Raw genomic sequence first — 25,060 nt, forward strand, 5'->3', positions numbered from 1 at the left:
ACGGTTTTCCCGGTCGTTTGACGAAAAATCCCAACCAAAATCAATCAACCGGGCCAGAAATTCGCGAGCCATGAACCAGATTCAGACCATGCGTGTGTTCGTCTGCGTCGCCGAGCAGCAGAGCTTCCGGCGCGCGGCGCACCATCTAGGCGTGTCCAACGCGCTCGTCACGCGCTCGATCGCGATGCTCGAGTCTCACCTGAACACGCGGTTGATCCACCGCACCACGCGCAACCTGTCGCTGACCGAGGCCGGCCTGCGCTACCTCGACGGCTGCCGTGCGCTGCTCGAGGAATTCGACCATCTCGAGGCATCCGTCGCGCACGCGGTGCGCGAGCCGGCCGGCACGCTGCGCGTCGTCGCATCGGGCCTGCTGTCGCCGCTCGCGCTGACGCCGCTCGTCAGCAGTTTCCGGCACCGCTACCCCGAACTGCGCGTGCAGCTCACCGTCGCCGACGGGCCGCTCGACGTGCTCGATTCGGGCTACGACGTCGGCATCGTGACCGGCAACCGGCTCGACGGCAACCCGACGCTGATCGGCCACGCGCTCGCGCCGAACCCGTTCGTCGCCTGCGCGGCGCCCGCCTATCTCGAACGGCGCGGCGAGCCGCGCGCCCCCGACGACCTGCCGGGCCACGACTGGGTCGCGCTCGCGCCGCACCAGCATGCGCCCGCGTGGCGGCTGGTCGGCCACGACGGCGTCACGCATTCGGTCACGGTGCGCCCGACCTGCACGGTCAACCAGCTGGCGCTCGTGCAGGCGGCAGCCGTCGCCGGGTCCGGCATCGCGGTACTGCCCGAGCCGAGCGTCGCCGATGCACTCGCCACCGGCACGCTGGTGCGGCTGTTGCCCGCTTACCGGATCGACGACCCGGACGCGCAGCTGTCGCTCGTCTACCCGAACCGCCAGTACGTGCCGGCCCGCACACGCAGCTTCGTCGAGCATGCGCTCGAGCATTTCGGCGCGCAGGCGGCCCGCGAACGGACCGGCTACGGCTTCCTGCGCACGCCCGATCGCGCCGAGATCGTCGCGGGCCGGCAGACGGGCCTGCAGTAAACTGCACGCGACAGCCATCGGAGGTGCAGCGTGCGTGTGATCCTGTTCAGCAGCCGGCAGTACGACGACGAATCGTTCACCGCCGCCAATCGGTCATTCGGTTATCGGCTGCACTTCCAGCCGTCGCACCTCGACGCGGAAACCGCGATCCTCGCGCACGGCTATGAGGTCGTCTGCCCGTTCGTCAACGACACCGTCGACGCGGCCGTGCTCGAACGGCTCGCCGACGGCGGCACGCGCCTGATCGCGCTGCGCTCGGCCGGCTTCAACCATGTCGACCTGGCGGCCGCCGAGCGGCTCCGCATCGCGGTCGTGCGGGTGCCCGCATATTCGCCGCATGCGGTCGCCGAACACGCGGTCGCGCTGATCCTCGCGCTCAACCGCCGGCTGCCGCGCGCGGTCGCACGCACGCGCGAAGGCGACTTCTCGCTGAACGGCCTGCTCGGCTTCGACCTGCACGGCAAGACCGTCGGCGTGATCGGCACCGGCCTGATCGGCCGCGTGTTCGCGAAGATCATGATGGGCTTCGGGATGCATGTGCTCGCACACTCGATGCCGCCGTACGACGACGAACTGATCGCGTACGGCGCGCGCTACGTCGAGCTCGACGAACTGCTGCACCATGCCGACATCATCAGCCTGCACTGCCCGCTGCTGCCGTCGACGCACCATCTGATCAACGCGCAGACGCTCGCGCGGATGAAGCACGGCGCGATGCTGATCAATACCGGCCGCGGCGGCCTGGTCGACGCGCCGGCGCTGATCGACGCGCTCAAGAGCGGCCAGCTCGGTCATCTCGGGCTCGACGTGTACGAGGAGGAGAGCGGCCTCTTCTTCGAGGATCACTCCGACCTGCCGCTGCAGGACGACGTGCTCGCGCGCCTGCTGACGTTCCCGAACGTGATCGTCACGTCGCACCAGGCGTTCTTCACGCGCGAGGCGCTCGCCGAGATCGCGCACACGACGCTGCTGAACATCGAGGCGTGGCACGCCGGCACGCCGACCAACGTCGTCACGACGGGGCGCTGAGCCGCGTCGTTCCGCACGGTGTTGGCGGAGCATTGGCGCGGCGCCTGCGCGCACGCGATCCATCAACGATTCGTCAATTTATTTCGACTGATGTAACGCCGCATGCGCGGCGTCTGCTATCGTTGCGCCGACCTCCCCCTGCTTCTGCCGCTCATGCGTTTCGACGACTCCGCCATTGCCGCGGTCTACCGCGCCATCTTCGAACGGCGCGACATGCGCCACTTCACGCCGGCACCCGTCGATCCGGCCACGCTCGCGCGGCTGCTGCGCGCCGCGCACCACGCGCCGAGCGTCGGCTTCATGCAGCCGTGGCGCTTCATCCGCATCACCGATCCCGCGCTGCGCACCGCGATCCATGCGCTGGTCGAGGCCGAGCGCCGCGCAACCGCCGACGCGCTCGGCGAGCGGCAGGACGAATTCATGCGGCTGAAGGTCGAAGGCGTGCGCGAATGCGGCGAACTGCTGGTCGTCGCGTTGACCGACGACCGCGAGCGCCACGTGTTCGGCCGCCGCACGCTGCCGGAGATGGACCTCGCGTCGGCCGCCTGCGCGATCCAGAACATGTGGCTCGCCGCGCGCGCCGAAGGGCTCGGGATGGGCTGGGTGTCGCTGTTCGATGTCGACGCGCTGCGCACGTTGCTCGGCATGCCGGCCGGCGCGAAGCCGATCGCCGTGCTGTGCGTCGGGCATGTCGACGCGTTCTATGCGAAGCCGATGCTCGAGGAAGAGCGGTGGGCCGCGCGGATGCCGATCGAGGCGTGCCTGTTCGAAAACGGCTGGGATGCGTCGGCGGCCGGGGTCGCCGAGGGCAAGGCAACCTCCGGCGCGACCTGCGGATCGTCGCCGTCGCCCGAGCTTGCCGCGCCTGACGACTGCTCCGGCTCGACACCCGCCGGCGCCCTGTCCGACCGCTGACGGGATGCACGAGGCGCGGAACGGCCGCTTCGCCGGTCTTGCTCCGACCCGATATTTCGCCTCGCCTCGCCTTGGCCTCCTTTTCGCCTCGGCTTGTCTTGCCACCACCACCGGGCGCCGAACACCGCCAAATCCCACACTTTGGGCGCACCCTGGCCGTCACCCCGTCGCACGCCGGCAACAACCATTTTGACCCCGAGCATAGGGGTTTTCACTGAAGTAGAATCGCGGCTGATATCTCCTCGCCTCGCCCCTTCCGCGCATGCCGCGCCGATCCCGGGCCGCGGCCTTTTCCGTAGCCCACCGCGATGCCATTACCTCTTTTCGCCCTTGCCGTCGCCGCATTTGGAATCGGTACCACCGAGTTCGTGATCATGGGGCTGCTGCCCAACGTCGCCCGCGACCTCGGCGTGTCGATCCCGGCCGCCGGGATGCTCGTGTCGGGCTACGCGCTCGGCGTGACGATCGGCGCGCCGATCCTCGCGATCGTCACCGCGAAGATGCCGCGCAAGCGCGCGCTGATGGGCCTGATCGGGCTGTTCATCGCGGGCAACCTGTTCTGCGCGATCGCGCCCGGCTATGCGGTGCTGATGGCCGCGCGGGTCGTCACCGCGTTCTGCCACGGCGCGTTCTTCGGGATCGGCTCGGTGGTCGCGAGCAACCTCGTCGCGCCGAACCGCCGCGCGCAGGCGATCGCGCTGATGTTCACCGGCCTCACGCTCGCGAACGTGCTCGGCGTGCCGCTCGGCACCGCGCTCGGCCAGGCGTACGGCTGGCGCGCGACGTTCTGGGCCGTCACCGGCATCGGCATCGCCGCGGCCGCCGCGCTCGCGGTGTGTCTGCCGAAGCACCTCGCGATGCCCGACACCAGCATCACGCGCGAATTCAGCGTGCTGAAGCACCCGCAGGTGCTGATGGTGCTCGGCATCAGCGTGCTCGCGTCGGCGAGCCTGTTCAGCGTGTTCACGTACATCACGCCGATCCTCGAGGACGTGACGGGCTTCTCGCCGCGCCAGGTCACCTACGTGCTGCTGCTGTTCGGTCTCGGCCTGACCGTCGGCGGCACGCTCGGCGGCAAGCTCGCCGACTGGCGCCGGATGCCGTCGCTGATCGCGACGCTCGCGCTGATCGGCATCGTCCTCGCGCTGTTCGCGGGCACGATGCACCTGCCGTTCGCGGCACTCGCGACGATCTTCGTCTGGGGCATCCTCGCGTTCGCGATCGTGCCGCCGCTGCAGATCCTGATCGTCGATCGCGCGAGCGACGCGCCGAACCTCGCGTCGACGCTGAACCAGGGCGCGTTCAACCTCGGCAACGCGACGGGCGCGTGGCTCGGCGGGATGGCGATCGGCTCCGGCGTGTCGCTCGTGAACCTGCCGTGGGTCGGTGCAGCGATGGCGGTCGCCGCGCTCGCGCTCACGCTGTGGTCGGCGTCGCTCGAGCGCCGCCCGGTGAGCGGGCCGACCGGATACGTATGACGCGCGCGCAGCGGCGACGCGCGGCGACACGGCGCGCGCCCGCGCCCGCGCGCCGCCGCGATCGTTGCGCACGCAACCCCATTCGATCCTGACGGCCTTCATGGACCTTTCAGGGGCCACGGTGTAGCATCGCGGCCGATGAAAGCCATTCTCAATCGTGATTTCCTCGCGCTGATCCTGAGCGTCGCGGTGGTCGGTCTCGGCACCGGCGCCACGATGCCGCTCACCGCGCTCGCCTTGACCGAAGCCGGACACGGCACCAACGTCGTCGGCATGCTGACCGCCGCGCAGGCCCTGGGCGGCCTCGCGATCGTCCCGTTCGTCACCGCGCTCGCACGGCGCATCGGCGCGCGCCGCGCGATCGTCGTGTCGGTCGTGCTGCTCGCCGCGGCGACCGCGCTGATGCAGTTCACGTCGAACCTGATCGTGTGGGGCGCGCTGCGCGTGCTGTGCGGCGCGGCGCTGATGCTGCTGTTCACGATCGGCGAGGCATGGGTCAACCAGCTCGCCGACGACTCGACACGCGGTCGCGTGGTCGCGATCTACGCGACCAATTTCACGCTGTTCCAGATGGCCGGCCCGGTGCTCGTCAGCCAGATCGCCGGCGCGACGCGCATCCGCTTCGCGCTGTGCGGCGCGCTGTTCCTGCTCGCGCTGCCGGCGCTCGCGACGATCCGGCGCGCGCCGCTCGCCGGCGATGACGCACATCACGCAGCGCACGACAGCTGGTTCGCCGTGCTGCCGCGCATGCCCGCGCTGATCATCGGCACGGGCTTCTTCGCGCTGTTCGATACGCTCGCGCTGTCGCTGCTGCCGCTCTATGCGATGGATCACGGCGTCGCGAGCGCGACCGCCGTGCTGCTCGCGTCGATCATGCTGTTCGGCGACACCGCGATGCAGTTCCCGATCGGCTGGCTCGCGGACAAGCTCGGCCGCGAACGCGTGCACCTCGGCGCCGGCTGGATCGTGCTCGCGGGCCTGCCGCTGCTGCCGTTCGTGATCGCGAACCCGTGGCTATGCTGGCCGCTGCTGTTCGTGCTGGGCGCGGCGGCCGGCAGCATCTACACGCTGTCGCTCGTCGCGTGCGGCGAACGCTTTCGCGGCGCGGCGCTCGTCACCGCGAGCTCGCTCGTGTCGGCGTCGTGGAGTGCCGCGAGCTTCGGCGGTCCGCTGGTCGCCGGCGCATTGATGGAGCAACTCGGCAGCAACGCGCTGATCGCCGTGCTGGTCGTCTGCGTCGCCGCGTTCGTCGCGGCAGCGCTGTGGGAACGACGCGCCGCGTTGCAGCGCGCGGTCTGACGCCGGCGTTGGCCGCGATCCGTCACGCGCTCCGCGCGGGAAGAATCTTGCCGGCACAGGTGCCGAAGCCGACGCGATAACCATCGCCCTGGCACCACCCGGCGAGCGTGAGCTCGTCGCCGTCCTCGATGAACGCGCGGCTGCCGCCGCCGTTCAGCGCGAGCGGCTCCTTGCCGTTCCACGTCAGTTCGAGCAGGCTGCCGAACGAATCCTTCGTCGGCCCGCTGATCGTGCCCGAACCCATCAGGTCGCCCACGCGCGTGTTGCAGCCCGCGACCGTGTGATGCGCGAGCTGCTGCGCCATCGTCCAGTACATGTGCCTGAAGTTGGTGCGGCAGATCGACGTCGCTTCGGCCGCACCTTCGGCGCGCAGCGTCACCTCGAGCGCGATGTCGAATGCATGCTTGCCCGCGTGCCGCAGATACGCGAGCGGCTGCGGCGACTGTTCGGGCTGCGCGACGCGAAACGGTTCGAGCGCGTCGAGCGTGACGATCCACGGCGAGATCGTCGTCGCGAAGCCCTTCGAGTTGAACGGGCCGAGCGGCACGTATTCCCACTGCTGGATGTCGCGCGCGCTCCAGTCGTTCAGCAGCACCATCCCGAAGATGTGCGCTTCGGCATCCTCGCACGCGATCGGCTCGCCGAGCGCATTGCCGCGGCCGACGATGAAGCCCGTCTCCAGTTCGATGTCGAGCTTGCGGCACGCTCCGAACACCGGACGCTCCTGGTCGGGCAGCTTCAGCTGCCCGTTCGGGCGCCGCACCGGCGTGCCGCTCACGACCACCGACGACGCGCGGCCGTTGTAGCCGATCGGCATCTCCGACCAGTTCGGCAGCAGCGCATTCTTCGGATCGCGAAACATCGAGCCGACGTTGGTCGCATGCTCCTTCGACGAATAGAAATCGGTGTAGCCGGGAATGTCGACCGGCAGGTGCAGCGTCGCGTCGCGCTGCGCGACGAGCGCTTGCGCGCGCAACGCGGCATCATCGCGCAGTCGCGCGTCGTCGCGCGAAAACAGCGTCGACAGCTGCACGCGCACGCTGCGCCATGCGTCGCGGCCGAGCGCGATGAACGCATTGAGCGTCGGCGCGGCGAACACGTCGGCGCCGGCCGGCAGCGTCACGAGGCCCGCACGCGCGAGCGCGGCGAGGTCGACGATCTGGTCGCCGAGCGCGACGCCCGCGCGGCGCGCCGGTTGCTTCGCATCGCTGAAGATCCCGAACGGCAGGTTCTGGATCGGGAAATCGCAGGCGGGATCGTTCGCCGTCTCGACCCAGCTCTTGCGAGCCGGGTCGAGCGTCGCGCGCCAGTCTTGGGTATCGCTCATCGTTGCTCCGGATTGAAGTGTTTCCTGATGCCTTGCCAGCATTCGAAGTAGTCGGCCTGCAGCTGCGCGGTGTCGAGCGCATAGCGCGTAGGCCGGATCAGCGTGCGGGTTTCGAACATGAACGCCATCGTCGCGTCGACCTTGTGCGGCTTCGTCGTGTCGCTCGCCGACGCCTTCTCGAACGTGTCCGCATCCGGCCCGTGGCCCGACATGCAGTTGTGCAGGCTCGCGCCGCCCGGCACGAAGCCTTCGGCCTTCGCGTCGTACGCGCCGTGCACGAGCCCCATGAACTCGCTCGCGACGTTGCGGTGGAACCAGGGCGGGCGGAACGTATCCTCGGCCGCGAGCCAGCGCGGCGGGAAGATCACGAAGTCGATCGTGTCGACGCCCGGCGTGTCGCTCGGCGACTGCAGCACGAGAAAGATCGACGGATCGGGATGGTCGAAGCTGATCGAGCCGATCGTGTTGAACAGGCGCAGGTCGTATTTGTACGGCGCGTAGTTGCCGTGCCACGCGACGACGTCGAACGGCGAATGGCCGATGTCCGCGCGCCACAAGCGCCCGTTCAGCTTCGCGACCAGCTCGAACGCGCCCTCGCGATCCTCGTACGCGGCCTGCGGCGTGAGGAAATCGCGCGGGTTCGCGAGCCCGTTCGAACCGATGGGGCCGAGGTCCGGCAGGCGCAGCAGCGCGCCGAAGTTCTCGCAGATGTAGCCGCGCGCATCGCCGTCCGGCAGCGCGACGGAAAAACGCACGCCGCGCGGAATCACCGCGATCTCGAACGGCTCGACGTCGAGCCGGCCGAATTCGGTCGCGATGAAGAGCCGCCCCTGCTGCGGCACGATCAGCAGCTCGCCGTCGGCGCTGTAGAAAAAGCGGTCCTGCATCGAGCGGTTCGCCGCGTACAGGTGGATCGCACAGCCGTTCATCGCGGCCGCCGAGCCGTTGCCGGCCATCGTCACGAGCCCTTCGACGAAATCGGTCGGCTCGACCGGCATCGGCAGCGGATCCCAGCGCAGCTGGTTCGGCGGCGTCGGCGGCACGTCGGCCGAGTCGCCGAATTCCGACACGAGCCGCTGCGGGCCCGTGAACGGCTCGAACGGCCGGTGCACGGCCGCCGGCCGGATCCGGTACAGCCACGAGCGGCGGTTGTGGCTGCGCGGTGCGGTAAACGCGGTGCCCGACAGCTGCTCCGCATACAGCCCGTACGGCGCGCGCTGCGGCGAGTTGCGGCCGTGCGGCAGCGCGCCCGGCAGCGCCTCGGTCGCGAATTCGTTCGCGAAACCGCTCTGGTAGCCGGCGGTTGCCGGTTTCGACAGGTCAAGCGTCATCGTTTCCTTTCTCCATCAATTCAAGGCGGCGTTCGGCGCCTGCGCCCCGCTGCGCCGCGTGACGCCGGCCAGGCCCAGCACGAACAGCGCCGAGCACAGCACGGGCACCGCGGCCGCATGGAACAGCGCGCCGTTGGTCCAGTTGAGCGCAATCAGTTGTCCGCCGACGAGCGGCCCGAGCACCGAGCCGATCCGGCCGATACCGAGGCTCCAGCCGATGCCGGTCGAGCGCAGCGACGTCGGGTAATACTGGCCCGCGAGCGCGTTCACGGCCGGCTGCCCGCCGACCACGCAGAACCCGCCCGCGAACACCACGAGCAGCAGCCACGGCAACGCATGCGCGACCGAGCCGATCAGCCCCACCGACACGGCCGCGCATGCGAAGCACGCGAACAGCACGCGCACGAAGCCGTAGCGTTCGATGAACCAGCCGAGCGACAGCGTGCCGATCACGCCGCCCGTCTGCAGCACCGTGCCGACGATCACCGCCGTGCCCGGCGAATAGCCCGCGTCGCGCATCACCGTCGGCAGCCAGTTCGACAGGAAGTACAGGTCGATCAGGTTCATGAAGCTGATCGCCCACAGCAGCAGCGTGACCGGCAGGCGGCCATGACGGAACAGCTCGGCGACCGGCGCGCCGCTCGCCGCGCGCTCGCGCACGACGAGGCGCGTGGTCGCGTCGATGCCGGCCTGCGGCGCGAAGCGCGCGAGCCAGGCGCGTGCGTGCGCGTCGCGCCCTTTCAGCACCAGGAACTGGAGCGACTCGGGCAGCCGCGCGAACATCGCGAGCGTCAGCACCAGCGGCACCGCGCCGCCGACGAAGAACACCGAGCGCCAGCCGAGCGCCGGAATCAGCGCGGCGCTGATGAAGCCGCCGAGCGCGGCGCCGAGCGTGAAGCCGCACGACACGATCATCATCCGCTTCACGCGATGGGCGGCCGGGCTGAACTCGCCGACCAGCGCCATCGCGTTCGGCATGATGCAGCCGAGGCCGAGGCCCGTGACGAAGCGCAGCGCCATCAGCACCGGGATCGAACCCGCGAACGGCGTCGCGAGCATCGTCACCGCGAAGAACAGCGTCGAGCCGATCAGCACCGGGCGCCGCCCGATCCGGTCGGCCAGCACCGACAACCCGAGCGCGCCGAGCAGCATCCCGAACAGGCTCGCGCTGAACACGGGCCCGAGCGCCTGCTTCGGCACGCCCCATTCGGCGATCACGCTCGGCGCGACATACCCCATCGCCTGCGCATCGAAGCCGTCGATCACGAGACACAGCCCGCACAACACGAGCAGCATCCAGTGAAAGCCCGGGCGATGCGTCTCGTCGATCACGCGCTCGACTTCGAGCACGCGCGCGTCGGCCGGCGCCGCGCTCATTGCGCCGCCTCGGCGGCCGGATGCACGGGCGGCGTCACGCCCTGGCGCGCGAGCGCCATCGCTTCGCGCAGCACGTCGGCGTCGCCGATCTGGTTCGCGAGCAGCAGGATCAGCTTCGCGTTGACGAGCTGGCTGTCGGCGTCCGACAGGTCGCGATGCATGTCGATCAGCGCTTCGTAGAACGCGTCCGGATCGGCCAGGCGCGGGCGGGTGTCGAGTCGGGGCATGACGGGTGTCTCCGGTATCGTTGTCGTAGTCAATGCGCGGTTGCGCGTGCGCAGGTCGCGCGCGCCAGTGCGTCGGCGATCGCCTGGCGCTCGAGCGTGCGCATCCGTGCGCAGACGTGCTGGTCGGGACGCAGCAGGTAGAACGTGCCGGGCTTCGCGTCGTAGCGTTGCGCGACGAAACCGTCGACGTCCTCCACGACGTCGACGCCGGCCACCGGTTGCGCATGCCCGGCCGGCACGACCAGCACCGGCCGCACCGGCAGCGCGAGGCCGTCGAGCGCCTGCGCGAGCGCGGCGGCGTCGCCCGGCAGCCCGAACAGCATGCCCGCGAAGCCGTCGCCCAGATGCCGCAGCAGCCAGCCGGACGCACCCTGCGCGCGCACCGGCGCATCGGCCGCCGCCGCGCCCGGCCGCATCGCGCACGCGAACGCGTCGCCGTTGCGGTCCGGCGTGTTCAGCGGCGAATCGGTCAGCACGGCAGGCACCGACAGGCGGCCGCTGTTCACGAGCTTGCGCGCGAATTCGCAGTCGCGCGCAAGCTTCAGCGTCGCGTCGCGGAACACGCGCGATACCGCGCTCTTCGGCGTGATGAAGTCGGTCGAGCGCGTCGAATTGCGGATGTTCTCGTCGGCCGCGAACTCGCGCTCGCTCGCATAGGTGTCGAGCAGGCGGTCGTGCGCGCGGCCGTCGAGCACGAGCTTCAGCTTCCACGCGAGGTTGTCCGCGTCCTGCACGCCGCTGTTCGCGCCGCGCGCACCGAACGGCGACACGCCGTGCGCGGAATCGCCCGCGAACAGCACGCGGCCATGACGGAACGTGTCCATCCGCTGGCAGCGGAACGTATAGACGCTCACCCATTCGAGCTCGAACTCGACGTCCGGCCCGAGCAGCGCGCGCACGCGCGGGATCACGCGTTCCGGCTGCTTCTCGGCGACCGGATCGGCGTCCCAGCCGAGCTGGAAGTCAATGCGCCACACGTTGTCGGGCTGGCGGTGCAGCAGCACCGACTGGTTGCGGTGGAACGGCGGATCGAACCAGAACCAGCGTTCGGTCGGGAATTCCGCCTTCATCTTCACGTCGGCGATCAGGAAGCGGTCCTTGAACGTGCGGCCGCGGCTCTCGAGGCCCATCGCCGCGCGCATCGGGCTGCGCGAGCCGTCGGCCGCGATCACGTATTGCGCACGCAGCGTCTCGATCCCTTCCGGCGTCTCGACGGTGAGCGTGGCGTGTTCCGCCGACTGCGCGACACCCGTCACCTTGTGCTTCCAGCGAATGTCGAGGTTGGGCAGCGCGAACGCGCGCTCGGCCAGATAGCCTTCGACGTAGTACTGCTGCAGGTTGATGAACGCGGGACGCGCGTGGCCTTCCTCCGGCAGCAGGTCGAACGCATACAGCTGTTCGTCCTGCAGGAACACCTTGCCCACATGCCAGCTCACGCCCTTGTCGACGAAGCGCTCGCCGCAGCCGAGCCGGTCGAAGATCTCGAGCGTGCGCTTCGCGAAGCAGATCGCGCGCGAGCCCGTCGACAGCGTGTCGTCGTCGTCGAGCAGCACGACCGGCACGCCCTGCTGCGCCAGGTCGATCGCGGCCGACAGGCCCACCGGGCCCGCGCCGACGACGATCACCGGGTGGAGGGCCGCGTCATCGCCGGCGGCGCGCGTCGCGCGCGGCCGGTAGTCGAACTTCAGCGTCTGGTAATCGATGCTCATGGTCGCCATCCGCTCCTCAGCCCTGCCGTGTGCATGCCGGCGCACGCAGCGTCGTTCCGCTCATGCCCGTTGCCCGCCGCCGCCGCGGCCCGCCCTGTTCCGTCCACTTCCTGTCAACCGCCACGTCTCGCTCCTTGCTTCCTGTTGATCCGATTCGGGAAACGGCACCGCTGCGGGCGCCCGAACGCCGCTTTTCTTGATCGGCGACACATTCTTGGATTTACGAATAGTAAAACCAATTACGAATAGTGAAATCAACGTAAACCCTAGCCACCGGTTCCGGACGGGATAACCATATGAGCGAAACGCCAAGCCGAGCCGGGCTCGCGCTGCTAATATCCAGAGATGAGGCGGCCTTTCGGCCGCCATTTTTTCCTTCCCACGCCGATGATTCCGCCCAACATTCCCGAACTGGTCGTCCGTGCCGGGCAACTGCCGTATCTGCGGGAACACCTTGCGCTCGCCGAGGGCGGCACCGCGTGCGCCAATCTGCCGGAGCGCACGCTCGCGAGCGCCTATGAGCCGATCTACGACGTGACGATGCCCGGCGCGCCGCAATCGACGTCGTTCGCGGACGCGATCGAGCGCTACGGCGACGAACTCGGCTTCCAGGCCGTCACGCTGGTCACGGGCGCGCCGCACGATCCGGTCGATTCGGCCGTCGACGACCAGACGCTCGTCGCGATCGACCGGCTGTCGCGCGCGCTGCACGCGATCAACTTCTTCGGCGCGCAACGTCACGGGCTGCTGTTCCTGCGCGTGCACGAACGGCTGCTCAAGAGCGTGAAGTACGACCACGGCAAGCATTTCTCGTCGGTGCTGCAGCGCTTCGGGCTGCCGACCGAGCGGGTCGTGATCGAGCTGCCGGCCGTCGCGGTCGCGCACAAGACCTTCCTCGGCTACCTGACGCGCAGCTACCAGCATCACGGCTTCAAGGTCGCCGACAAGCTGCCCGACCCGGGCCGGATCCTCGCGGTCGAATCGGAGATGGCACGGCCCGACTACATCAAGATGGATGCGGGCATCGCGCTGCGCGACGGGATGGTGAAGGCGCTGGTCGCGTATGCGCAGCGCGTGCGGATTCCGCTGATTTTCGACGGCGTCGTCGACGAGACGCAGTGCGAGCTGCTGCGCCAGCACGACGTGCGGTTCATGCAGGGGCCGGTGTTCGCGAAGGTCGTCACGGCCTGATCGACGGTGTGGCTGCCGGCGCGCGGGCGCAGCCGGCGCGCGGGGAGCGCCGCGCAGGATCGTGGATTCGATTCAGCGAGCGGGTTGCGGTGGGGATCGGGATGTCGGCGCGCCCGTTCGCGTGCCCGGGCGCTCCGGCGACACGCCGCGCGCAGTGCCCGTTTCAGACCGTCTGCCCGAGCCGCTGCGCGAGCGCCTTCAGCTTCGGCCCGACCTGCGTGCGGAACACGTCCTCGTCCATCGACGACGCAGGCCCGCTGCAGCTCAGGATCAGCCAGCGCCCCTCGCGCGGCTCGCGAAACGGCACGGCGGCCGCGTTCACGTCCATGTGCCACGCGCGGAACGAATAACAGCATCCGCCCGCGGAGAATTCGGCCACCGCGTCCTGGGCTGCCGCGACGAGTGCATCCGCATCGGCCGCGCCGCCCGCCGCCCGGTGCAGATCCGCGTAGAGCGCGCGGCGCACGTCCTCCGGCTGCACGGCCAGGTACGCGCGCCCCATCGAGCTCGTCAGCATCGACAGCCGCGAGCCGGGCGCCAGCCCGAGCGTCAGCGCCGTTTCGCTGCGGATCGTCTCCAGATAGATCATGTCGAGCCCGTCCCGGCAGCCGAGCGACACGGCCGCGCCGATCTCGCGCGCGAGCGCCTGCATGTGCGGCCGCGCGAGATCGAGGGTGCCCGAGCCGGACAGCAGCGCGTAGCCGAGCGACAGCACGCCGGCGTCGAGCGCATACTTTCCGAGCGTCTCGTCGTAGCGCAGGTAGCCGAGCACGGTCAGCGTGTAGGCGAGCCGGTTCACCGTCGCCTTCGGCAGCCCGGTGCGCTCCGCGAAGTCGCGATTGCCGAGCATCGTCTCGCCGGGCCGGAATGCGCGCAGCAGGTCGAGCCCGCGCGCGAGCGCAACGACGAACTTGCGTTCGTCGATCGTGGTTTCGTCGATGGTTGAAAGCGTCATCTGATGCTACACTGGGTTCGTTTTGCAAAACATTGTTCCGCACAGCGGAACCTGAGTCAAGCGAACTTTAGACATCGGGCCAGGCGGCGAAGCGCCAACCCGGGGCCGACAGGAGATGAAACGATGGCTGCTGCAACTTTTCATTGGGACGATCCGCTGCTGCTCGACCAGCAACTGACCGAAGAAGAGCGGATGGTGCGCGATGCCGCGCACGCGTACGCGCGGGACAAGCTCGCGCCGCGCGTGACCGAAGCGTTCCGCCACGAGCGCACCGACGCCGAGATCTTCCGCGAGATGGGCGAGATCGGCCTGCTCGGCCCGACGATTTCGGAAGAATACGGCGGCCCCGGCCTCAATTACGTGAGCTACGGGCTGATCGCGCGCGAAGTCGAGCGCGTCGACTCCGGCTACCGCTCGATGATGTCCGTGCAGTCGTCGCTCGTGATGGTGCCGATCCACGAATTCGGCTCGGACGCGCAGAAGCAGAAATACCTGCCGAAGCTCGCGAGCGGCGAATGGATCGGCTGCTTCGGGCTGACCGAGCCGAACCACGGCTCCGACCCGGGCAGCATGGTCACGCGCGCGAAGAAGGTGCCCGGCGGCTATTCGCTGTCCGGCGCGAAGATGTGGATCACCAACTCGCCGATCGCCGACGTGTTCGTCGTGTGGGCGAAACTGGAAGAAAACGGCAAGGACGCGATCCGCGGCTTCATTCTCGAGAAGGGCTGGAAGGGACTGTCGGCGCCGGCGATCCACGGCAAGGTCGGGCTGCGTGCGTCGATCACCGGCGAGATCGTCCTCGACGAGGTGTTCGTGCCCGAAGAGAACCTGATGCCGGACGTGAGCGGCCTGCGCGGCCCGTTCACGTGCCTGAACTCGGCGCGCTACGGGATCGCCTGGGGCGCGCTCGGCGCAGCCGAGTCCTGCTGGCACACCGCGCGCCAGTACGTGCTCGACCGCAAGCAGTTCGGCCGCCCGCTCGCCGCGAACCAGTTGATCCAGAAGAAGCTCGCCGACATGCAGACCGAAATCACGCTCGGCCTGCAAGGCGTGCTGCGTCTCGGCCGGATGAAGGACGAAGGCACGGCGGCCGTCGAGATCACGTCGATCATGAAGCGCAACTCGTGCGGCAAGGCACTCGACATCGCGCGGCTCGCGCGCGACATGCTCGGCGGCAACGGCATCTCGGACGAATTCGGCGTCGCGCGACACCTCGTGAACCTCGAAGTAGTGAATACGTACGAAGGTACGCACGACATCCATGCGCTGATCCTCGGCCGCGCCCAGACGGGCATCCAGGCATTCTTCTGATCATTCGCCTGCGCGGCGCGGCGCCCTTCGCGTCGCATCGTCGCCGCTGAAACGACACGGCCCGCCCGGCATCACTGCCGGGCGGGCCGTTTTCATCGACGCGCGTGCGTCACGCGCCGCCGATGCGGCAGCCGCTGCTTACTTGTTCGGCTGCGGCGTGAGGCGCAGGTACGGGCGCACGGCGTTGAAGCCCTTCGGGAAGCGTTTCTTCAGCTCTTCCGGATCCTGCAGCGACGGCACGATCACGACGTCGTCGCCGTCCTTCCAGTTGCCGGGCGTCGCGACCTTGTAATTATCGGTCAGCTGCAGCGAGTCGATCACGCGCAACACTTCGTCGAAGTTACGGCCGGTGCTGGCCGGATAGGTGATGGTGAGCCGCACCTTCTTGTTCGGGTCGATCACGAACAGCGAGCGCACCGTCAGCGTTTCGTTCGCGTTCGGGTGGATCATGTCGTACAGCTGCGAAACCTTGCGGTCCGCGTCGGCGATGATCGGGAAACCGACCACGGTCGACTGCGTTTCGTTGATGTCGTTGATCCAGCCCTTGTGCGATTCGACGCTGTCGACCGACAGCGCGATCACCTTCACGTTGCGTTTCTCGAATTCGCCCTTCAGCTTCGAGGTCAGCCCGAGTTCAGTCGTGCACACCGGCGTGTAATCGGCCGGGTGCGAGAACAGGACACCCCAGCTGTCGCCCAGCCACTCGTGAAACTTGATGGGGCCCAGGCTCGATTCCTGCTCGAAATCCGGTGCGATGTCGCCAAGACGCAGACTCATGATGTTCCCTCCTCGAACGATGCTGGTTGAAACCGCGCGCTGGATGGCGCGGGACAGTCCATCAGCTTACGGGAAGCAATGAGACATGCGAACGATTATTACGTTTGATATTCATACTTTTTTGTCATTTTTGCCGGGTGGCGGCGCGGCACGAATGGCGCCAGGGAAACTTTTCGTATCGTCTGAAGCTCTGTTGACGATTACGAGTCGTTTACCATGCAGTCTTGCATTGCCGCCGTTTATTTGTCCCGGCTCGCCAGCGGGCAGGCGTTTCGCTAGGATATGAACCTGCAGCATGACAGCATGAAGGGAGTTGCAATGTCGGAAATCAACAAGGAGAAACTGATGTCGGATATCAAAACCGTTCTCGCGGACGCCGAGGATCTGCTCAAGCAAGCAGCGAGCAGCACGGGCGACCGTGCGGCCGAACTGCGCGAAAAAGCCCTGTCGCGCCTGAAGCAGGCCAAGGAAAAGGCAACCGACGTCCAGGTCGTGGTGGTCGAGAAAGGCAAGAAGGCCGCGCGCGCGACCGACGACTACGTGCACGAGCATCCGTGGACGTCGATCGGCGTCGCCGCCGGCGTCGGCGTGTTGATCGGCCTGCTGATCAACCGCAAGTAACGCGCTCGGCGCCGTTCCGCCCCATGCGCCGCCCGGTGCGGCACATGGGCGCCGAAGCCGGCCGGCGGTTCGCCGCCGGCCAGCTTTGACCTAGACGCTCACTGCGCGCGCAAGCGCCTTATTCATGACGACAGACACCCACTCGCAGCCGTCCGGCCAGGGACCGTTGCGCCGCTTCGTCGGCTCCGCGATCGGCCTGCTGCAGACGCGCCTCGAACTGGTCGGCATCGAACTCGCCGAGGAGAAGGAACGCCTGATGGGCGTGCTGTTCCTCGGGCTCGCGGCCATGATGCTCGCGACGATGGCGCTCATCAGCCTGACCGTGCTCGTCACGATCGCGTTCTGGGACACCTACCGGTGGCAATCGCTCGCGGTCATCACCGCGCTGTACGCGATCGCCGGTATCGCATGTGCGCTGAAGGCGCGCACGGGCCTGCGCGAGGCGCCGACCGTGTTCGAAGCAACGCTCGCCGAGCTCGAGAAAGACCGCGAGGCTTTCCGCGGCAAGCCGTGAACGCAGTCGCGTTCACCCCTCTCACCTACTTCGCCGACGCGCCATGAGCCAGAACGTCACGGGCCACTCGCCCCGCCCCCATTCGTCGCGATCGAAGTGGAGCGCGTCGCAGCATCGCGCGCTCCGCAAGGAATTGCTGATCCTGCGATCCGAGGTCGAGCGGCTCGAGCTTGCCGAAGCCGCCGCCGAAATGCGCCACGCCGTCACGCGCTTCAGCTGGCTCAAGGTGTTCATCCCCGGCCTGTCGAGCGGCAAGTTGAGCCAGTCCGCCAAGAACCTGAACGCGAACCTCGGCCAGCTCGTCAACCAGTATCCGATGCTGAGTTCGCTCGCGTCGCTCGTGCTGGCGAAACCCATTCGATCGCTGCTGCGCGCGAGCGCGGGCCCCGCGCTGAAGTGGGGCACCGTCGGCTTCGCCGCGTGGGAGTTCTACCGGATCTGGAAACAGTCGCGCGATGAGCGCGCAATGGCCGCGAACGACGACTGATGCGCAACGACGGGCGTGCACGGCCATCCGGCGGTGTGCGTTTTCCGTACGTGATCGGATGATCGGGTAATCGGGCGATCAGCGCACGCCCCAGCATGTCCGCTCCAGTGTCTCGGACGCTGCGTCGCTCGATCCCGTATTGCCTTTCGTGCCGTCCGAACGCAGCGTGAATGCGCCGCATGCATCGGCGCGCATCGGGCCTGCCTCGAGCGGGTTCGCAACGAGTTCGTAGACGACCTGCGCATCGTCGCCGACCGATCGCTTCAGCCCCACGCGGTAAATCGCCTGCCCGTCCGGCGGTGCCTGTGCGTATGCATCCGGCAACGTCTGCGGCGCCGGGCCGTCGAGCGTTTCGAGATATTGAGCGGCGCGATACAGCGCGGCAACCGCGGACGCGCGATGCATGCGCGCGACATGTTCGCGATACGACGGGACGCCCCACGCGGCCAGCACGGCGACGATCGCAAGCACGATCATCAGTTCGAGCAACGTAAACGCCGCCGACCGGCGCAGCAATCCAGGCGCTTTCATCGATGCACCGCCGCGACGCGACGCCAGCGCTGCGCCACGATGCGTCCGTCGCGCAGCGCGACCTGGCTCTGCAGCCAGACCACGCTCGACGCATGGCCGCCGACACCACGCGCGGTGACGAGGTAAGCGCGACTCCGTTGCGGACCCACGCCTCGCCAGGCTTCGATCAGGCAACGCGGCGGCTGGGCCGCCATCGGCCAGGAGGCGAACGGCGCGAATGCATCGTCGACGCCCAGCGCGGGCGTACGCCGCCATGCATCGGGCTCGCCGGGTGATAGCGGTTCGTCCATGTACGGCGCCCCGCCGCGGAGCAATCGCGCGGTACAGGCGGCCAGTGCTGCGTCGGCCGCGTGAAATGCAATCAACCGGTCCGACAATGCACGCGTGCGGCGCGATTCCGTCAGCGCGGATTCGAACCATGTACCGGTCAGCGCGGCGACCGCTGCGCCGACCGCGATCACGGCAGGCAATGCAAGGCCCGCGTCGCGACGCCAGCCGCGGCTGGCGGATGGCAAGCGTGCGCGCGTCGTTCTTCCGCTCAGCATGAGGCCCTCACCGCATATTGCGAGTCGAAGAACGCGACGGCGCGCCCCCTTGCGCGGCCGGCCGCGATTCGCGTCGCAAGCTCGCCGACGAATCCGGTTGCATGGATCATCGCCCTACCTCGTGGTTCTGCGCCGCGCCGCGGACGGGATCCGCGAATGCGACCGCGGCATTGCGCAACGCGACGATTCGATGCAGCACCAGATGCGCGCGATCATCCCGCGAAACGGCCGTGCGGCCGTCGCAATCGACATGACGCGCGGGCCCGTCAATCGGTTCGCCACGCGCCCGCACGCATACATGCACGGCGACGACATCGCGCCAGTCGCCGGCGCCCATCGCTTCCGCGTCGACAAACCGCGCGCCTTCGCGACGCAGGTAGCGGATCCGCAGCTGATCGATGCCGGACACGACGGGTTGCGGCGTACCCGGGCGCCCGCTTCCCTCGCAGTACAACTCGGGCTCGCCCGTCGACGGGCTGACATGCGCGTCGAAACGGTTTTCCACGAGCGGCCGCTCACCGGGACCGCCGACACCCTGCCCGAGACAATCCGACACCTGTGCACCGACCGTCGGCCACGTCGACACGACATCGCCGACATACCGAACCAGCACCGCATCCGACGCTGCGCGCACGGCTTCGCAGCGCACCTGCGCGCCATCGCCTCGCACCCGCCCCGCGGAACAACCGAACACCGGCGGCAGCGATGACGCCCCTTCGACATCGAGCGGACGAAACCCGGCCATCTGGATCTGCTGGCCGATCAGCATCAGCGCGGTCGCCGCCGCATCGCGCATCCGGAACCCGTCTTCCGCGCGCCGCTGCGCGATGCGCTGGGCGTGGTACAGCGCACCGGCCGCGGCAAGCACGAGCAGGCCGACGGTCATCGCGATCAGCACTTCGAGCAGCGTATGCGCGCGGCTGCGGCGATCAGCGTTCGTCCGCATCGGCATGGGCCTCCCGAAACGGTATTCGCACGCATGACGCCGGCTTGACCGTCGCCCCCGCACCTTCACATCGCGCAGAAGTCGCCGCGTAGGCGTTGGTGTCGCGCCAGCCGACCACCACGTAGCGGACACCGGCCGGCCCATCGTCGAGCGTCATCGTGCCGCCGGGCAGCGATGCAGCCGCGAGCGCCGCGATACCGTCGTCGGCGCCCGTCGCCGCGTGCCGGCGCTCGATGCGAGCGTCGGCCAGCCACAGCGCGCGTTCACGCCAGATCGTCGCCCGCTGCGCGCGCGTCATCGCGAGCTGACTGCCGGCCACGGCCAGCATCACCGTTGCGAGCAACGCGATGGCCAGCACCGCTTCGAGCAGCGACGTGCCGCGCGTCGACTTGCGCGCGCACTTCATGCCGCGTCGCAACGACCGGCGACGACGCGTGCCCGGCCGCCCGCCGCGATCCGGATGCAGCGCGACACGCGTGCGTCGTCGCCGGGCAACGCACGCTGCGGACGTAATTCGAAACGCCGGATCCCGCCGATCACCTGGCCTGCCGACGGCGCAAATGCCAGATCGTGCGCCGCGCCCGCGATAGCGACGTCGGCATCGCGCGGATAGCGCCGCAGCACGCGCGACTGCCCGTCGAACTGCCCGCTGACGATCCAGCCGCACGACCATTCCGCCGGATCGCACCGCTCGCCGGGCCGCACGCAGTCGCCATCGCGCCCGGCCCTGCACAGCGTGACACGCACGCCGAGACGCGTCGCCTCGGTGCGCGCGAACGACAGCGCACCGAGCAGCGCGAGCGCGCGGGCCTCCACGCGTTCGCGCATGCGCCACTGATCGAATGCGGGTGCGGCGTAAAGTCCGATCGCGGCTGCCAGCGCGATCGCGATCATCAACTCGACGAGCGTGAAGCCGCCGCATCGCATGCGTTTTTCAACACCCTGCCGGTGCAGTCCCATCGCGATCGCCCTCCGTCAACGTGATGCGTCGACTGTAGCGACGCGGGCGAACGCGCGCCATTAGCCGAACGGCCGACTGGCGACATGCGATCGCAGCCGACACAATCGGCGCGAACTGAACCCACGGAGAAGACGATGAACGGACGCAGCGCGTCAGCGCTTACGCGAAGGCTTGGAGGGGGACGCGCGACGGAACTCTTCGATCACGTCGGCAAATTCGGAAACGTCCTCGAACCGGCGATAAACCGACGCGAAACGGACATAGGCGATCGTATCGAGGCCGCGCAGCTCGTTCATCACGAGTTCGCCGAGCTTCTCGCTACGCACTTCACGCTCGCCGGTTGCGAGCAGCTGATATTCGATGCGGGCGACCGCCGCGTCGATCGCGTCAGCCGCAACCGGCCGCTTGCGCAGCGCGAGTTGCATGCTGGCGACGATCTTGCGACGGTCGAATTCCGTGCGGCTGCCATCCTTCTTCACGACGGCCGGCAGGTTCAGCTCGACCCGCTCGTACGTCGTGAAGCGCTTGTCGCAAGCCGAGCAACGACGGCGCCGACGAATCGCGGCGCCATCTTCGGACACGCGCGAGTCGACGACCTGCGTGTCCTCATGCCGACAGAACGGGCAGCGCATGCCGGATCAGCGATAGACCGGGAAACGCTTGGTCAGCTCGGCCACTTGCGCGCGCACGCGCTCGATCGTCGCTGCATCTTCCGGGTTCTCGAGCACGTCGGCGATCAGGTTGCCGACCTGCTCGGCTTCCGCCGTGCCGAAGCCGCGCGTCGTCATCGCCGGCGAACCCAGGCGGATGCCGCTCGTCACGAACGGCTTTTCCGGATCGTTCGGGATCGCGTTCTTGTTCACCGTGATGTGCGCCGCGCCGAGCGCCGCTTCCGCTGCCTTGCCCGTGATGTTCTTCGCGCGCAGGTCGACCAGCATCACGTGGCTTTCGGTGCGGCCCGACACGATCCGCAGGCCACGCTTGACCAGCGTTTCAGCCAGCACGCGTGCGTTCTCGACGACCTTCTGCTGATATTCCTTGAACTCCGGCGACAGTGCTTCCTTGAACGCCACCGCCTTGCCGGCGATCACGTGCATCAGCGGGCCGCCCTGGATGCCCGGGAAGATTGCCGAGTTGATCTGCTTCTCGTACTCGGCCTTCATCAGGATCACGCCGCCGCGCGGGCCGCGCAGGCTCTTGTGCGTCGTCGTCGTCACGAAGTCCGCATGCGGCACCGGGTTCGGGTACACGCCTGCTGCGATCAGGCCGGCGTAGTGCGCCATGTCGACCATCAGGTACGCGCCGACCGACTTCGCGATCTTCGCGAGACGCTCGAAGTCGATCTTCAGCGCGAACGCCGATGCGCCCGCGACGATCAGCTTCGGCTTGTGCTCGTTTGCCAGCTTCTCGGCCGCGTCGTAGTCGATGTCTTCCTGTTCGTTCAGGCCGTAGCTGACGACGTTGAACCACTTGCCCGACATGTTCACCGGCGAGCCGTGCGTCAGGTGGCCACCATGCGCGAGGCTCATGCCCATGATCGTGTCGCCCGGCTTGAGCATCGCGAAGAACACGCCCTGGTTCGCCTGCGAACCCGAGTTCGGCTGCACGTTCGCGGCTTCCGCGCCGAACAGCTGCTTCACACGGTCGATCGCCAGCTGCTCGACCACGTCGACGTACTCGCAGCCGCCGTAGTAGCGCTTGCCCGGATAACCTTCCGCGTACTTGTTCGTGAGCTGCGAGCCCTGTGCGGCCATCACGGCCGGGCTCGTGTAGTTTTCCGACGCGATCAGCTCGATGTGGTCTTCCTGGCGGCGGTTTTCCTGCTCGATCGCTGCAAAGAGTTCGGGATCGACGTTCGCGATGGTGCTTTGGGCTCTGTCAAACATACGGTTTCCGTTAAGTGTGTACAGGTTGACCGGGGCGGCCGAGTACATTGCGCTGCTGGCGGAACCAGCTCGACGTGGCGGAAGAATCCGTATGACGCGAGACGGGACAGCCACCGGCGATGCACGCAACGGCGCACAACGGCTGCCCAGGCGAACGGCAAAAACGGCGCCCCGCGCTTCACGGTGGGATGCTCCACCTTGAACCCGAAGGGTTCTATCGCCAGTCACGCAGGGGTGATGAGCGCGTTAGTTTATTGGATGCGTCATGAATAGGCAACCGCGCGGCAGCGGCCCCGAAGCAATAAGGGCCAGACTCTATGCACCCGTGCCGACGCGCTTTGGCGCCTTGCCGCGGTGCGGCAATCTCAGTAGGCTTGCGGGATACTATCCGCTACTTTGTTACCGACCAGGAGCAGCAATGATCGTGTTCGTCACAGGCGCGTCCGCCGGCTTCGGCGCCGCCATCGCCCGAGCCTTCGTCAACGGCGGCCATCGCGTCGTCGCAACCGCGCGTCGCAAGGATCGTCTCGATGCGCTCGCGGCCGAACTCGGCGAGGCACTGCTGCCGCTCGAGCTCGACGTGCGCGACCGCGCCGCAGTCGAAGCCGTGCCGGCCGCCCTTCCCGCCGAATTCGCGGCGCTCGACGTGCTCGTCAACAACGCCGGTCTCGCGCTCGGTGTCGAGCCGGCCCACAAGGCCAGCCTCGACGAGTGGCAAACCATGATCGACACGAACTGCTCGGGCCTCGTGACCGTCACGCACGCGTTGCTGCCCGGCATGATCGAGCGCGGCCGCGGCCATATCTTCAACCTCGGTTCGGTGGCCGGCACCTACCCGTATCCGGGCGGGAACGTATACGGCGCAACCAAGGCTTTCGTCAGACAATTCAGCCTGAACCTGCGCGCCGACCTGATCGGCACACCGTTGCGCGTAACCGACATCGAGCCGGGCCTCTGCGGCGGCACGGAATTCTCGAACGTCCGCTTCCGCGGCGACGATGCGAAGGCGGCGAACGTCTACCAGAACGTCCAGCCGCTCACGGCCGAGGACATCGCCGATACGATCTACTGGATCGCGACGCGCCCCGCGCACGTCAACATCAACACGATCGAGATGATGCCGGTCGCCCAGGCGCCGGCCGGCCTCGCGATCCATCGCGGCTGACACAGCGGGCGCAGCCGCGGGCCCGCCTCCGGCCGGCCCGCGGCATGCTACGCCGTACTACATTCCGTTACGAATCGGTTACGAATCCGTCCTCGGCCTTCCGGTAAAATGCGCGCCATGACTCAGCCTACCCGCTCCCCGGACGCGCACTCCGGCTTCACCTGGCCGGTACGCGTGTACTACGAGGACACCGACGCAGGCGGCATCGTCTTCTATGCCAACTACCTGAAATTCTTCGAGCGCGCTCGCACCGAATGGCTGCGCGCGTGCGGCATCGACCAGCGTCGGCTCGCCGACGACACGGGCGCGATCTTCATCGTCCGCAGCACGTCGCTCGACTACCGCGCTCCGGCGCGACTCGACGACACGCTGACGATCACGAGCCGGCCCGGACGCATCGGCCGCGCCTCGGTGGAATTCACGCAGGAAGCATGGCGTGGCGACACGCTGCTCGTCGCCGGGCACATCCGCCTCGGCTGCGTCGAACAGATCGGCATCCGGCCCGCGGCGATCCCGCCGGTCGTGCTCGACGCGCTGCAACGCGGGCCCGTCATCGACGCCGGGCAGACTGCCGTACTGTCAACGAAGCTCGGATGAGCACCGTTTAGACAAGGCCCATGAACTTGCCTTCCTGAATCGATACTAAGCAAGGTTCGGCGCCAGGCCAGGCCGGCGCGCCGCGCCACACGCATACCGTGCGCCCTCGCCGGACACCCCCGAAGGGACGTTACCCAAACCTCTATGAACACTTCTCAAGACCTGTCGATCATTTCCCTCGTCCTCAACGCGAGCGTGCTGGCCCAGGCCGTGATGGGGCTGCTGTTGCTGCTGTCGCTGATGTCGTGGACCTTCATCTTCCGCAAGTGGTTCGCGATCCGCCGCGCACGCGCGCAGACCGAACGCTTCGAAAGGGATTTCTGGTCGGGCGGCGACCTGCAGGCGCTGTATCAGAGCGCGGCCAACAACCGTCATACGATCGGCGCGCTCGAGCGGATCTTCGAATCGGGGATGCGTGAATTCCTGAAGGCGAAGGAAAAGCGCATCAGCGACCCGGGCCTCGTGCTCGACGGGGCACGCCGCGCGATGCGCGCGTCGTTCCAGCGCGAAATGGACGTACTCGAAGCGAACCTCGCGTTCCTCGCGTCGGTCGGCTCGGTCAGCCCGTACATCGGCCTGTTCGGCACCGTCTGGGGGATCATGAACTCGTTCCGCGGCCTCGCGAACGTGCAGCAGGCGACGCTCGCGAACGTCGCGCCGGGCATCGCCGAGGCGCTCGTCGCCACCGCGATCGGCCTGTTCGCCGCGATTCCGGCGGTGGTCGCGTACAACCGCTACGCGCACGACATCGACCGCCTCGCGATCCGCTTCGAGACCTTCATCGAAGAGTTCTCGAACATCCTGCAGCGCCAGGCCCAGTAAGG

27 protein-coding genes and 1 riboswitch are annotated in these 25,060 nt (G+C 68.0%); of the genes, 13 read left to right on the forward strand and 14 right to left on the reverse strand.

The genetic code is table 11. The features are described from left to right. The first annotated feature begins 70 nt into the window (after nucleotides 1–70). From NQV17_RS01950 to NQV17_RS01970, 5 genes are all read left to right on the forward strand, one after another. Entirely contained in the window at nucleotides 71–1,057 is a 987-nt protein-coding gene (locus NQV17_RS01950) for a LysR family transcriptional regulator (RefSeq protein ID WP_257768293.1), read from the forward strand. Nucleotides 1,058–1,087: 30 nt separating this feature from the next. Next, nucleotides 1,088–2,086 carry a 2-hydroxyacid dehydrogenase gene (locus tag NQV17_RS01955; protein WP_257768295.1) on the forward strand — a complete coding sequence of 333 codons (999 nt, stop codon included), beginning with the start codon at nucleotides 1,088–1,090 and terminating at the stop codon, nucleotides 2,084–2,086. Between the two features lie 153 nt (nucleotides 2,087–2,239). Further along, nucleotides 2,240–3,001, forward strand: coding sequence for a 5,6-dimethylbenzimidazole synthase (bluB, locus tag NQV17_RS01960; RefSeq protein WP_257768297.1), 762 nt, complete (start codon nucleotides 2,240–2,242; stop codon nucleotides 2,999–3,001). Nucleotides 3,002–3,309: 308 nt separating this feature from the next. Continuing rightward, entirely contained in the window at nucleotides 3,310–4,479 is a 1,170-nt protein-coding gene (locus NQV17_RS01965) for an MFS transporter (RefSeq protein WP_124551394.1), read from the forward strand. A gap of 138 nt (nucleotides 4,480–4,617) precedes the next feature. After that, on the forward strand, nucleotides 4,618–5,778 hold the full coding sequence (locus tag NQV17_RS01970) for an MFS transporter (protein WP_257768302.1): 1,161 nt from the start codon (nucleotides 4,618–4,620) through the stop codon (nucleotides 5,776–5,778). Nucleotides 5,779–5,800: 22 nt separating this feature from the next. Here the strand turns inward: NQV17_RS01970 and fahA are convergent, their stop codons facing one another. From fahA to NQV17_RS01995, 5 genes are read right to left on the reverse strand one after another with little or no spacing between them, the layout of a single operon-like run. Continuing rightward, nucleotides 5,801–7,105, reverse strand: coding sequence for a fumarylacetoacetase (gene fahA / locus NQV17_RS01975; protein ID WP_257768304.1), 1,305 nt, complete (start codon nucleotides 7,103–7,105; stop codon nucleotides 5,801–5,803). Then, nucleotides 7,102–8,436, reverse strand: coding sequence for a homogentisate 1,2-dioxygenase (gene hmgA / locus NQV17_RS01980; protein WP_257768306.1), 1,335 nt, complete (start codon nucleotides 8,434–8,436; stop codon nucleotides 7,102–7,104). The genes fahA and hmgA overlap by 4 nt, the downstream gene beginning before the upstream one ends. A gap of 15 nt (nucleotides 8,437–8,451) precedes the next feature. Then, nucleotides 8,452–9,813, reverse strand: coding sequence for an MFS transporter (locus NQV17_RS01985; protein ID WP_257768308.1), 1,362 nt, complete (start codon nucleotides 9,811–9,813; stop codon nucleotides 8,452–8,454). Then, nucleotides 9,810–10,040 (reverse strand): DUF2783 domain-containing protein, encoded by a 231-nt coding sequence (locus NQV17_RS01990; protein WP_044844106.1) that lies wholly within the window; start codon nucleotides 10,038–10,040, stop codon nucleotides 9,810–9,812. Before NQV17_RS01990 ends, NQV17_RS01985 begins: the two co-directional genes overlap by 4 nt. A 29-nt stretch (nucleotides 10,041–10,069) precedes the next feature. After that, complete coding sequence (locus NQV17_RS01995) at nucleotides 10,070–11,758, reverse strand: FAD-dependent oxidoreductase (RefSeq protein WP_257768311.1); 1,689 nt, start codon at nucleotides 11,756–11,758, stop codon at nucleotides 10,070–10,072. Nucleotides 11,759–12,136: 378 nt separating this feature from the next. Between NQV17_RS01995 and NQV17_RS02000 the strand changes: the two genes are divergently transcribed. Beyond that, on the forward strand, nucleotides 12,137–12,940 hold the full coding sequence (locus NQV17_RS02000) for an EAL domain-containing protein (protein ID WP_257768313.1): 804 nt from the start codon (nucleotides 12,137–12,139) through the stop codon (nucleotides 12,938–12,940). Nucleotides 12,941–13,103: 163 nt separating this feature from the next. Here the strand turns inward: NQV17_RS02000 and NQV17_RS02005 are convergent, their stop codons facing one another. Further along, nucleotides 13,104–13,895 (reverse strand): IclR family transcriptional regulator, encoded by a 792-nt coding sequence (locus tag NQV17_RS02005; RefSeq protein WP_044844103.1) that lies wholly within the window; start codon nucleotides 13,893–13,895, stop codon nucleotides 13,104–13,106. A gap of 123 nt (nucleotides 13,896–14,018) precedes the next feature. On the opposite strand from NQV17_RS02005, the gene NQV17_RS02010 reads away from it, so the two are divergent. Then, nucleotides 14,019–15,206, forward strand: coding sequence for an acyl-CoA dehydrogenase (locus NQV17_RS02010; RefSeq protein ID WP_257768316.1), 1,188 nt, complete (start codon nucleotides 14,019–14,021; stop codon nucleotides 15,204–15,206). Between the two features lie 138 nt (nucleotides 15,207–15,344). On the opposite strand, the gene NQV17_RS02015 is transcribed toward NQV17_RS02010, so the two are convergent. Continuing rightward, the gene (locus tag NQV17_RS02015; protein WP_257768318.1) at nucleotides 15,345–15,983 is read right to left on the reverse strand and encodes a peroxiredoxin; all 639 of its coding nucleotides are present in this window, start codon (nucleotides 15,981–15,983) and stop codon (nucleotides 15,345–15,347) included. Between the two features lie 318 nt (nucleotides 15,984–16,301). On the opposite strand from NQV17_RS02015, the gene NQV17_RS02020 reads away from it, so the two are divergent. The 3 genes from NQV17_RS02020 to NQV17_RS02030 all read left to right on the forward strand — a co-directional run bounded on the left by NQV17_RS02020 (nucleotide 16,302) and on the right by NQV17_RS02030 (nucleotide 17,605). Next, nucleotides 16,302–16,604 (forward strand): YqjD family protein, encoded by a 303-nt coding sequence (locus NQV17_RS02020; protein WP_044844101.1) that lies wholly within the window; start codon nucleotides 16,302–16,304, stop codon nucleotides 16,602–16,604. Nucleotides 16,605–16,728: 124 nt separating this feature from the next. Beyond that, complete coding sequence (locus tag NQV17_RS02025; RefSeq protein WP_044844100.1) at nucleotides 16,729–17,118, forward strand: phage holin family protein; 390 nt, start codon at nucleotides 16,729–16,731, stop codon at nucleotides 17,116–17,118. A gap of 43 nt (nucleotides 17,119–17,161) precedes the next feature. Continuing rightward, entirely contained in the window at nucleotides 17,162–17,605 is a 444-nt protein-coding gene (locus NQV17_RS02030; protein ID WP_124488708.1) for a DUF3318 domain-containing protein, read from the forward strand. Nucleotides 17,606–17,683: 78 nt separating this feature from the next. On the opposite strand, the gene NQV17_RS02035 is transcribed toward NQV17_RS02030, so the two are convergent. The 7 genes from NQV17_RS02035 to glyA all read right to left on the reverse strand — a co-directional run bounded on the left by NQV17_RS02035 (nucleotide 17,684) and on the right by glyA (nucleotide 22,474). Next, on the reverse strand, nucleotides 17,684–18,136 hold the full coding sequence (locus NQV17_RS02035; RefSeq protein WP_257768325.1) for a type IV pilin protein: 453 nt from the start codon (nucleotides 18,134–18,136) through the stop codon (nucleotides 17,684–17,686). After that, on the reverse strand, nucleotides 18,133–18,681 hold the full coding sequence (locus NQV17_RS02040; RefSeq protein WP_257768327.1) for a pilus assembly protein: 549 nt from the start codon (nucleotides 18,679–18,681) through the stop codon (nucleotides 18,133–18,135). Before NQV17_RS02040 ends, NQV17_RS02035 begins: the two co-directional genes overlap by 4 nt. 106 nt (nucleotides 18,682–18,787) lie before the next feature. Then, nucleotides 18,788–19,627, reverse strand: coding sequence for a PilW family protein (locus tag NQV17_RS02045; protein ID WP_257768330.1), 840 nt, complete (start codon nucleotides 19,625–19,627; stop codon nucleotides 18,788–18,790). Further along, entirely contained in the window at nucleotides 19,611–20,033 is a 423-nt protein-coding gene (locus tag NQV17_RS02050) for a hypothetical protein (protein ID WP_257768332.1), read from the reverse strand. Before NQV17_RS02050 ends, NQV17_RS02045 begins: the two co-directional genes overlap by 17 nt. Next, nucleotides 20,030–20,587, reverse strand: a complete 558-nt coding sequence (locus NQV17_RS02055) for a GspH/FimT family pseudopilin (RefSeq protein WP_257768334.1) — start codon at nucleotides 20,585–20,587, stop codon at nucleotides 20,030–20,032. Before NQV17_RS02055 ends, NQV17_RS02050 begins: the two co-directional genes overlap by 4 nt. Before the next feature lie 153 nt (nucleotides 20,588–20,740). Next, nucleotides 20,741–21,220, reverse strand: a complete 480-nt coding sequence (gene nrdR / locus NQV17_RS02060) for a transcriptional regulator NrdR (RefSeq protein ID WP_006754597.1) — start codon at nucleotides 21,218–21,220, stop codon at nucleotides 20,741–20,743. 6 nt (nucleotides 21,221–21,226) lie between these two features. Next, nucleotides 21,227–22,474: a serine hydroxymethyltransferase gene (glyA, locus tag NQV17_RS02065; protein ID WP_044844095.1), complete on the reverse strand. Its 1,248-nt coding sequence runs from the start codon at nucleotides 22,472–22,474 to the stop codon at nucleotides 21,227–21,229. 137 nt (nucleotides 22,475–22,611) lie between these two features. Continuing rightward, nucleotides 22,612–22,712: riboswitch (ZMP/ZTP riboswitch) on the reverse strand. A gap of 180 nt (nucleotides 22,713–22,892) precedes the next feature. On the opposite strand from glyA, the gene NQV17_RS02070 reads away from it, so the two are divergent. From NQV17_RS02070 to tolQ, 3 genes are all read left to right on the forward strand, one after another. After that, entirely contained in the window at nucleotides 22,893–23,639 is a 747-nt protein-coding gene (locus tag NQV17_RS02070; protein WP_124551582.1) for an SDR family NAD(P)-dependent oxidoreductase, read from the forward strand. A gap of 108 nt (nucleotides 23,640–23,747) precedes the next feature. After that, nucleotides 23,748–24,236, forward strand: coding sequence for a tol-pal system-associated acyl-CoA thioesterase (gene ybgC / locus NQV17_RS02075; protein WP_044844093.1), 489 nt, complete (start codon nucleotides 23,748–23,750; stop codon nucleotides 24,234–24,236). Between the two features lie 144 nt (nucleotides 24,237–24,380). Further along, entirely contained in the window at nucleotides 24,381–25,058 is a 678-nt protein-coding gene (tolQ, locus tag NQV17_RS02080) for a protein TolQ (protein WP_010091489.1), read from the forward strand. Nucleotides 25,059–25,060: the final 2 nt, after the last annotated feature.

This window comes from Burkholderia sp. SCN-KJ (assembly GCF_024656005.1).
In the GTDB taxonomy this organism is placed as follows: domain Bacteria; phylum Pseudomonadota; class Gammaproteobacteria; order Burkholderiales; family Burkholderiaceae; genus Burkholderia.

Excerpts from the sequence above, each read along its gene's own strand:
- NQV17_RS01950 (WP_257768293.1), top strand. The coding sequence starts at position 71 with ATGAACCAGATTCAGACCATGCGTGTGTTCGTCTGCGTCGCCGAGCAG.
- bluB (WP_257768297.1), top strand. The coding sequence starts at position 2,240 with ATGCGTTTCGACGACTCCGCCATTGCCGCGGTCTACCGCGCCATCTTC.
- NQV17_RS01965 (WP_124551394.1), top strand. The coding sequence starts at position 3,310 with ATGCCATTACCTCTTTTCGCCCTTGCCGTCGCCGCATTTGGAATCGGT.
- NQV17_RS01970 (WP_257768302.1), top strand. The coding sequence starts at position 4,618 with ATGAAAGCCATTCTCAATCGTGATTTCCTCGCGCTGATCCTGAGCGTC.
- fahA (WP_257768304.1), bottom strand. The coding sequence starts at position 7,105 with ATGAGCGATACCCAAGACTGGCGCGCGACGCTCGACCCGGCTCGCAAG.
- hmgA (WP_257768306.1), bottom strand. The coding sequence starts at position 8,436 with ATGACGCTTGACCTGTCGAAACCGGCAACCGCCGGCTACCAGAGCGGT.
- NQV17_RS01985 (WP_257768308.1), bottom strand. The coding sequence starts at position 9,813 with ATGAGCGCGGCGCCGGCCGACGCGCGCGTGCTCGAAGTCGAGCGCGTG.
- NQV17_RS01990 (WP_044844106.1), bottom strand. The coding sequence starts at position 10,040 with ATGCCCCGACTCGACACCCGCCCGCGCCTGGCCGATCCGGACGCGTTC.
- NQV17_RS01995 (WP_257768311.1), bottom strand. The coding sequence starts at position 11,758 with ATGGCGACCATGAGCATCGATTACCAGACGCTGAAGTTCGACTACCGG.
- NQV17_RS02000 (WP_257768313.1), top strand. The coding sequence starts at position 12,137 with ATGATTCCGCCCAACATTCCCGAACTGGTCGTCCGTGCCGGGCAACTG.
- NQV17_RS02005 (WP_044844103.1), bottom strand. The coding sequence starts at position 13,895 with ATGACGCTTTCAACCATCGACGAAACCACGATCGACGAACGCAAGTTC.
- NQV17_RS02010 (WP_257768316.1), top strand. The coding sequence starts at position 14,019 with ATGGCTGCTGCAACTTTTCATTGGGACGATCCGCTGCTGCTCGACCAG.
- NQV17_RS02015 (WP_257768318.1), bottom strand. The coding sequence starts at position 15,983 with ATGAGTCTGCGTCTTGGCGACATCGCACCGGATTTCGAGCAGGAATCG.
- NQV17_RS02020 (WP_044844101.1), top strand. The coding sequence starts at position 16,302 with ATGTCGGAAATCAACAAGGAGAAACTGATGTCGGATATCAAAACCGTT.
- NQV17_RS02025 (WP_044844100.1), top strand. The coding sequence starts at position 16,729 with ATGACGACAGACACCCACTCGCAGCCGTCCGGCCAGGGACCGTTGCGC.
- NQV17_RS02030 (WP_124488708.1), top strand. The coding sequence starts at position 17,162 with ATGAGCCAGAACGTCACGGGCCACTCGCCCCGCCCCCATTCGTCGCGA.
- NQV17_RS02035 (WP_257768325.1), bottom strand. The coding sequence starts at position 18,136 with ATGAAAGCGCCTGGATTGCTGCGCCGGTCGGCGGCGTTTACGTTGCTC.
- NQV17_RS02040 (WP_257768327.1), bottom strand. The coding sequence starts at position 18,681 with ATGCTGAGCGGAAGAACGACGCGCGCACGCTTGCCATCCGCCAGCCGC.
- NQV17_RS02045 (WP_257768330.1), bottom strand. The coding sequence starts at position 19,627 with ATGCGGACGAACGCTGATCGCCGCAGCCGCGCGCATACGCTGCTCGAA.
- NQV17_RS02050 (WP_257768332.1), bottom strand. The coding sequence starts at position 20,033 with ATGAAGTGCGCGCGCAAGTCGACGCGCGGCACGTCGCTGCTCGAAGCG.
- NQV17_RS02055 (WP_257768334.1), bottom strand. The coding sequence starts at position 20,587 with ATGGGACTGCACCGGCAGGGTGTTGAAAAACGCATGCGATGCGGCGGC.
- nrdR (WP_006754597.1), bottom strand. The coding sequence starts at position 21,220 with ATGCGCTGCCCGTTCTGTCGGCATGAGGACACGCAGGTCGTCGACTCG.
- glyA (WP_044844095.1), bottom strand. The coding sequence starts at position 22,474 with ATGTTTGACAGAGCCCAAAGCACCATCGCGAACGTCGATCCCGAACTC.
- NQV17_RS02070 (WP_124551582.1), top strand. The coding sequence starts at position 22,893 with ATGATCGTGTTCGTCACAGGCGCGTCCGCCGGCTTCGGCGCCGCCATC.
- ybgC (WP_044844093.1), top strand. The coding sequence starts at position 23,748 with ATGCGCGCCATGACTCAGCCTACCCGCTCCCCGGACGCGCACTCCGGC.
- tolQ (WP_010091489.1), top strand. The coding sequence starts at position 24,381 with ATGAACACTTCTCAAGACCTGTCGATCATTTCCCTCGTCCTCAACGCG.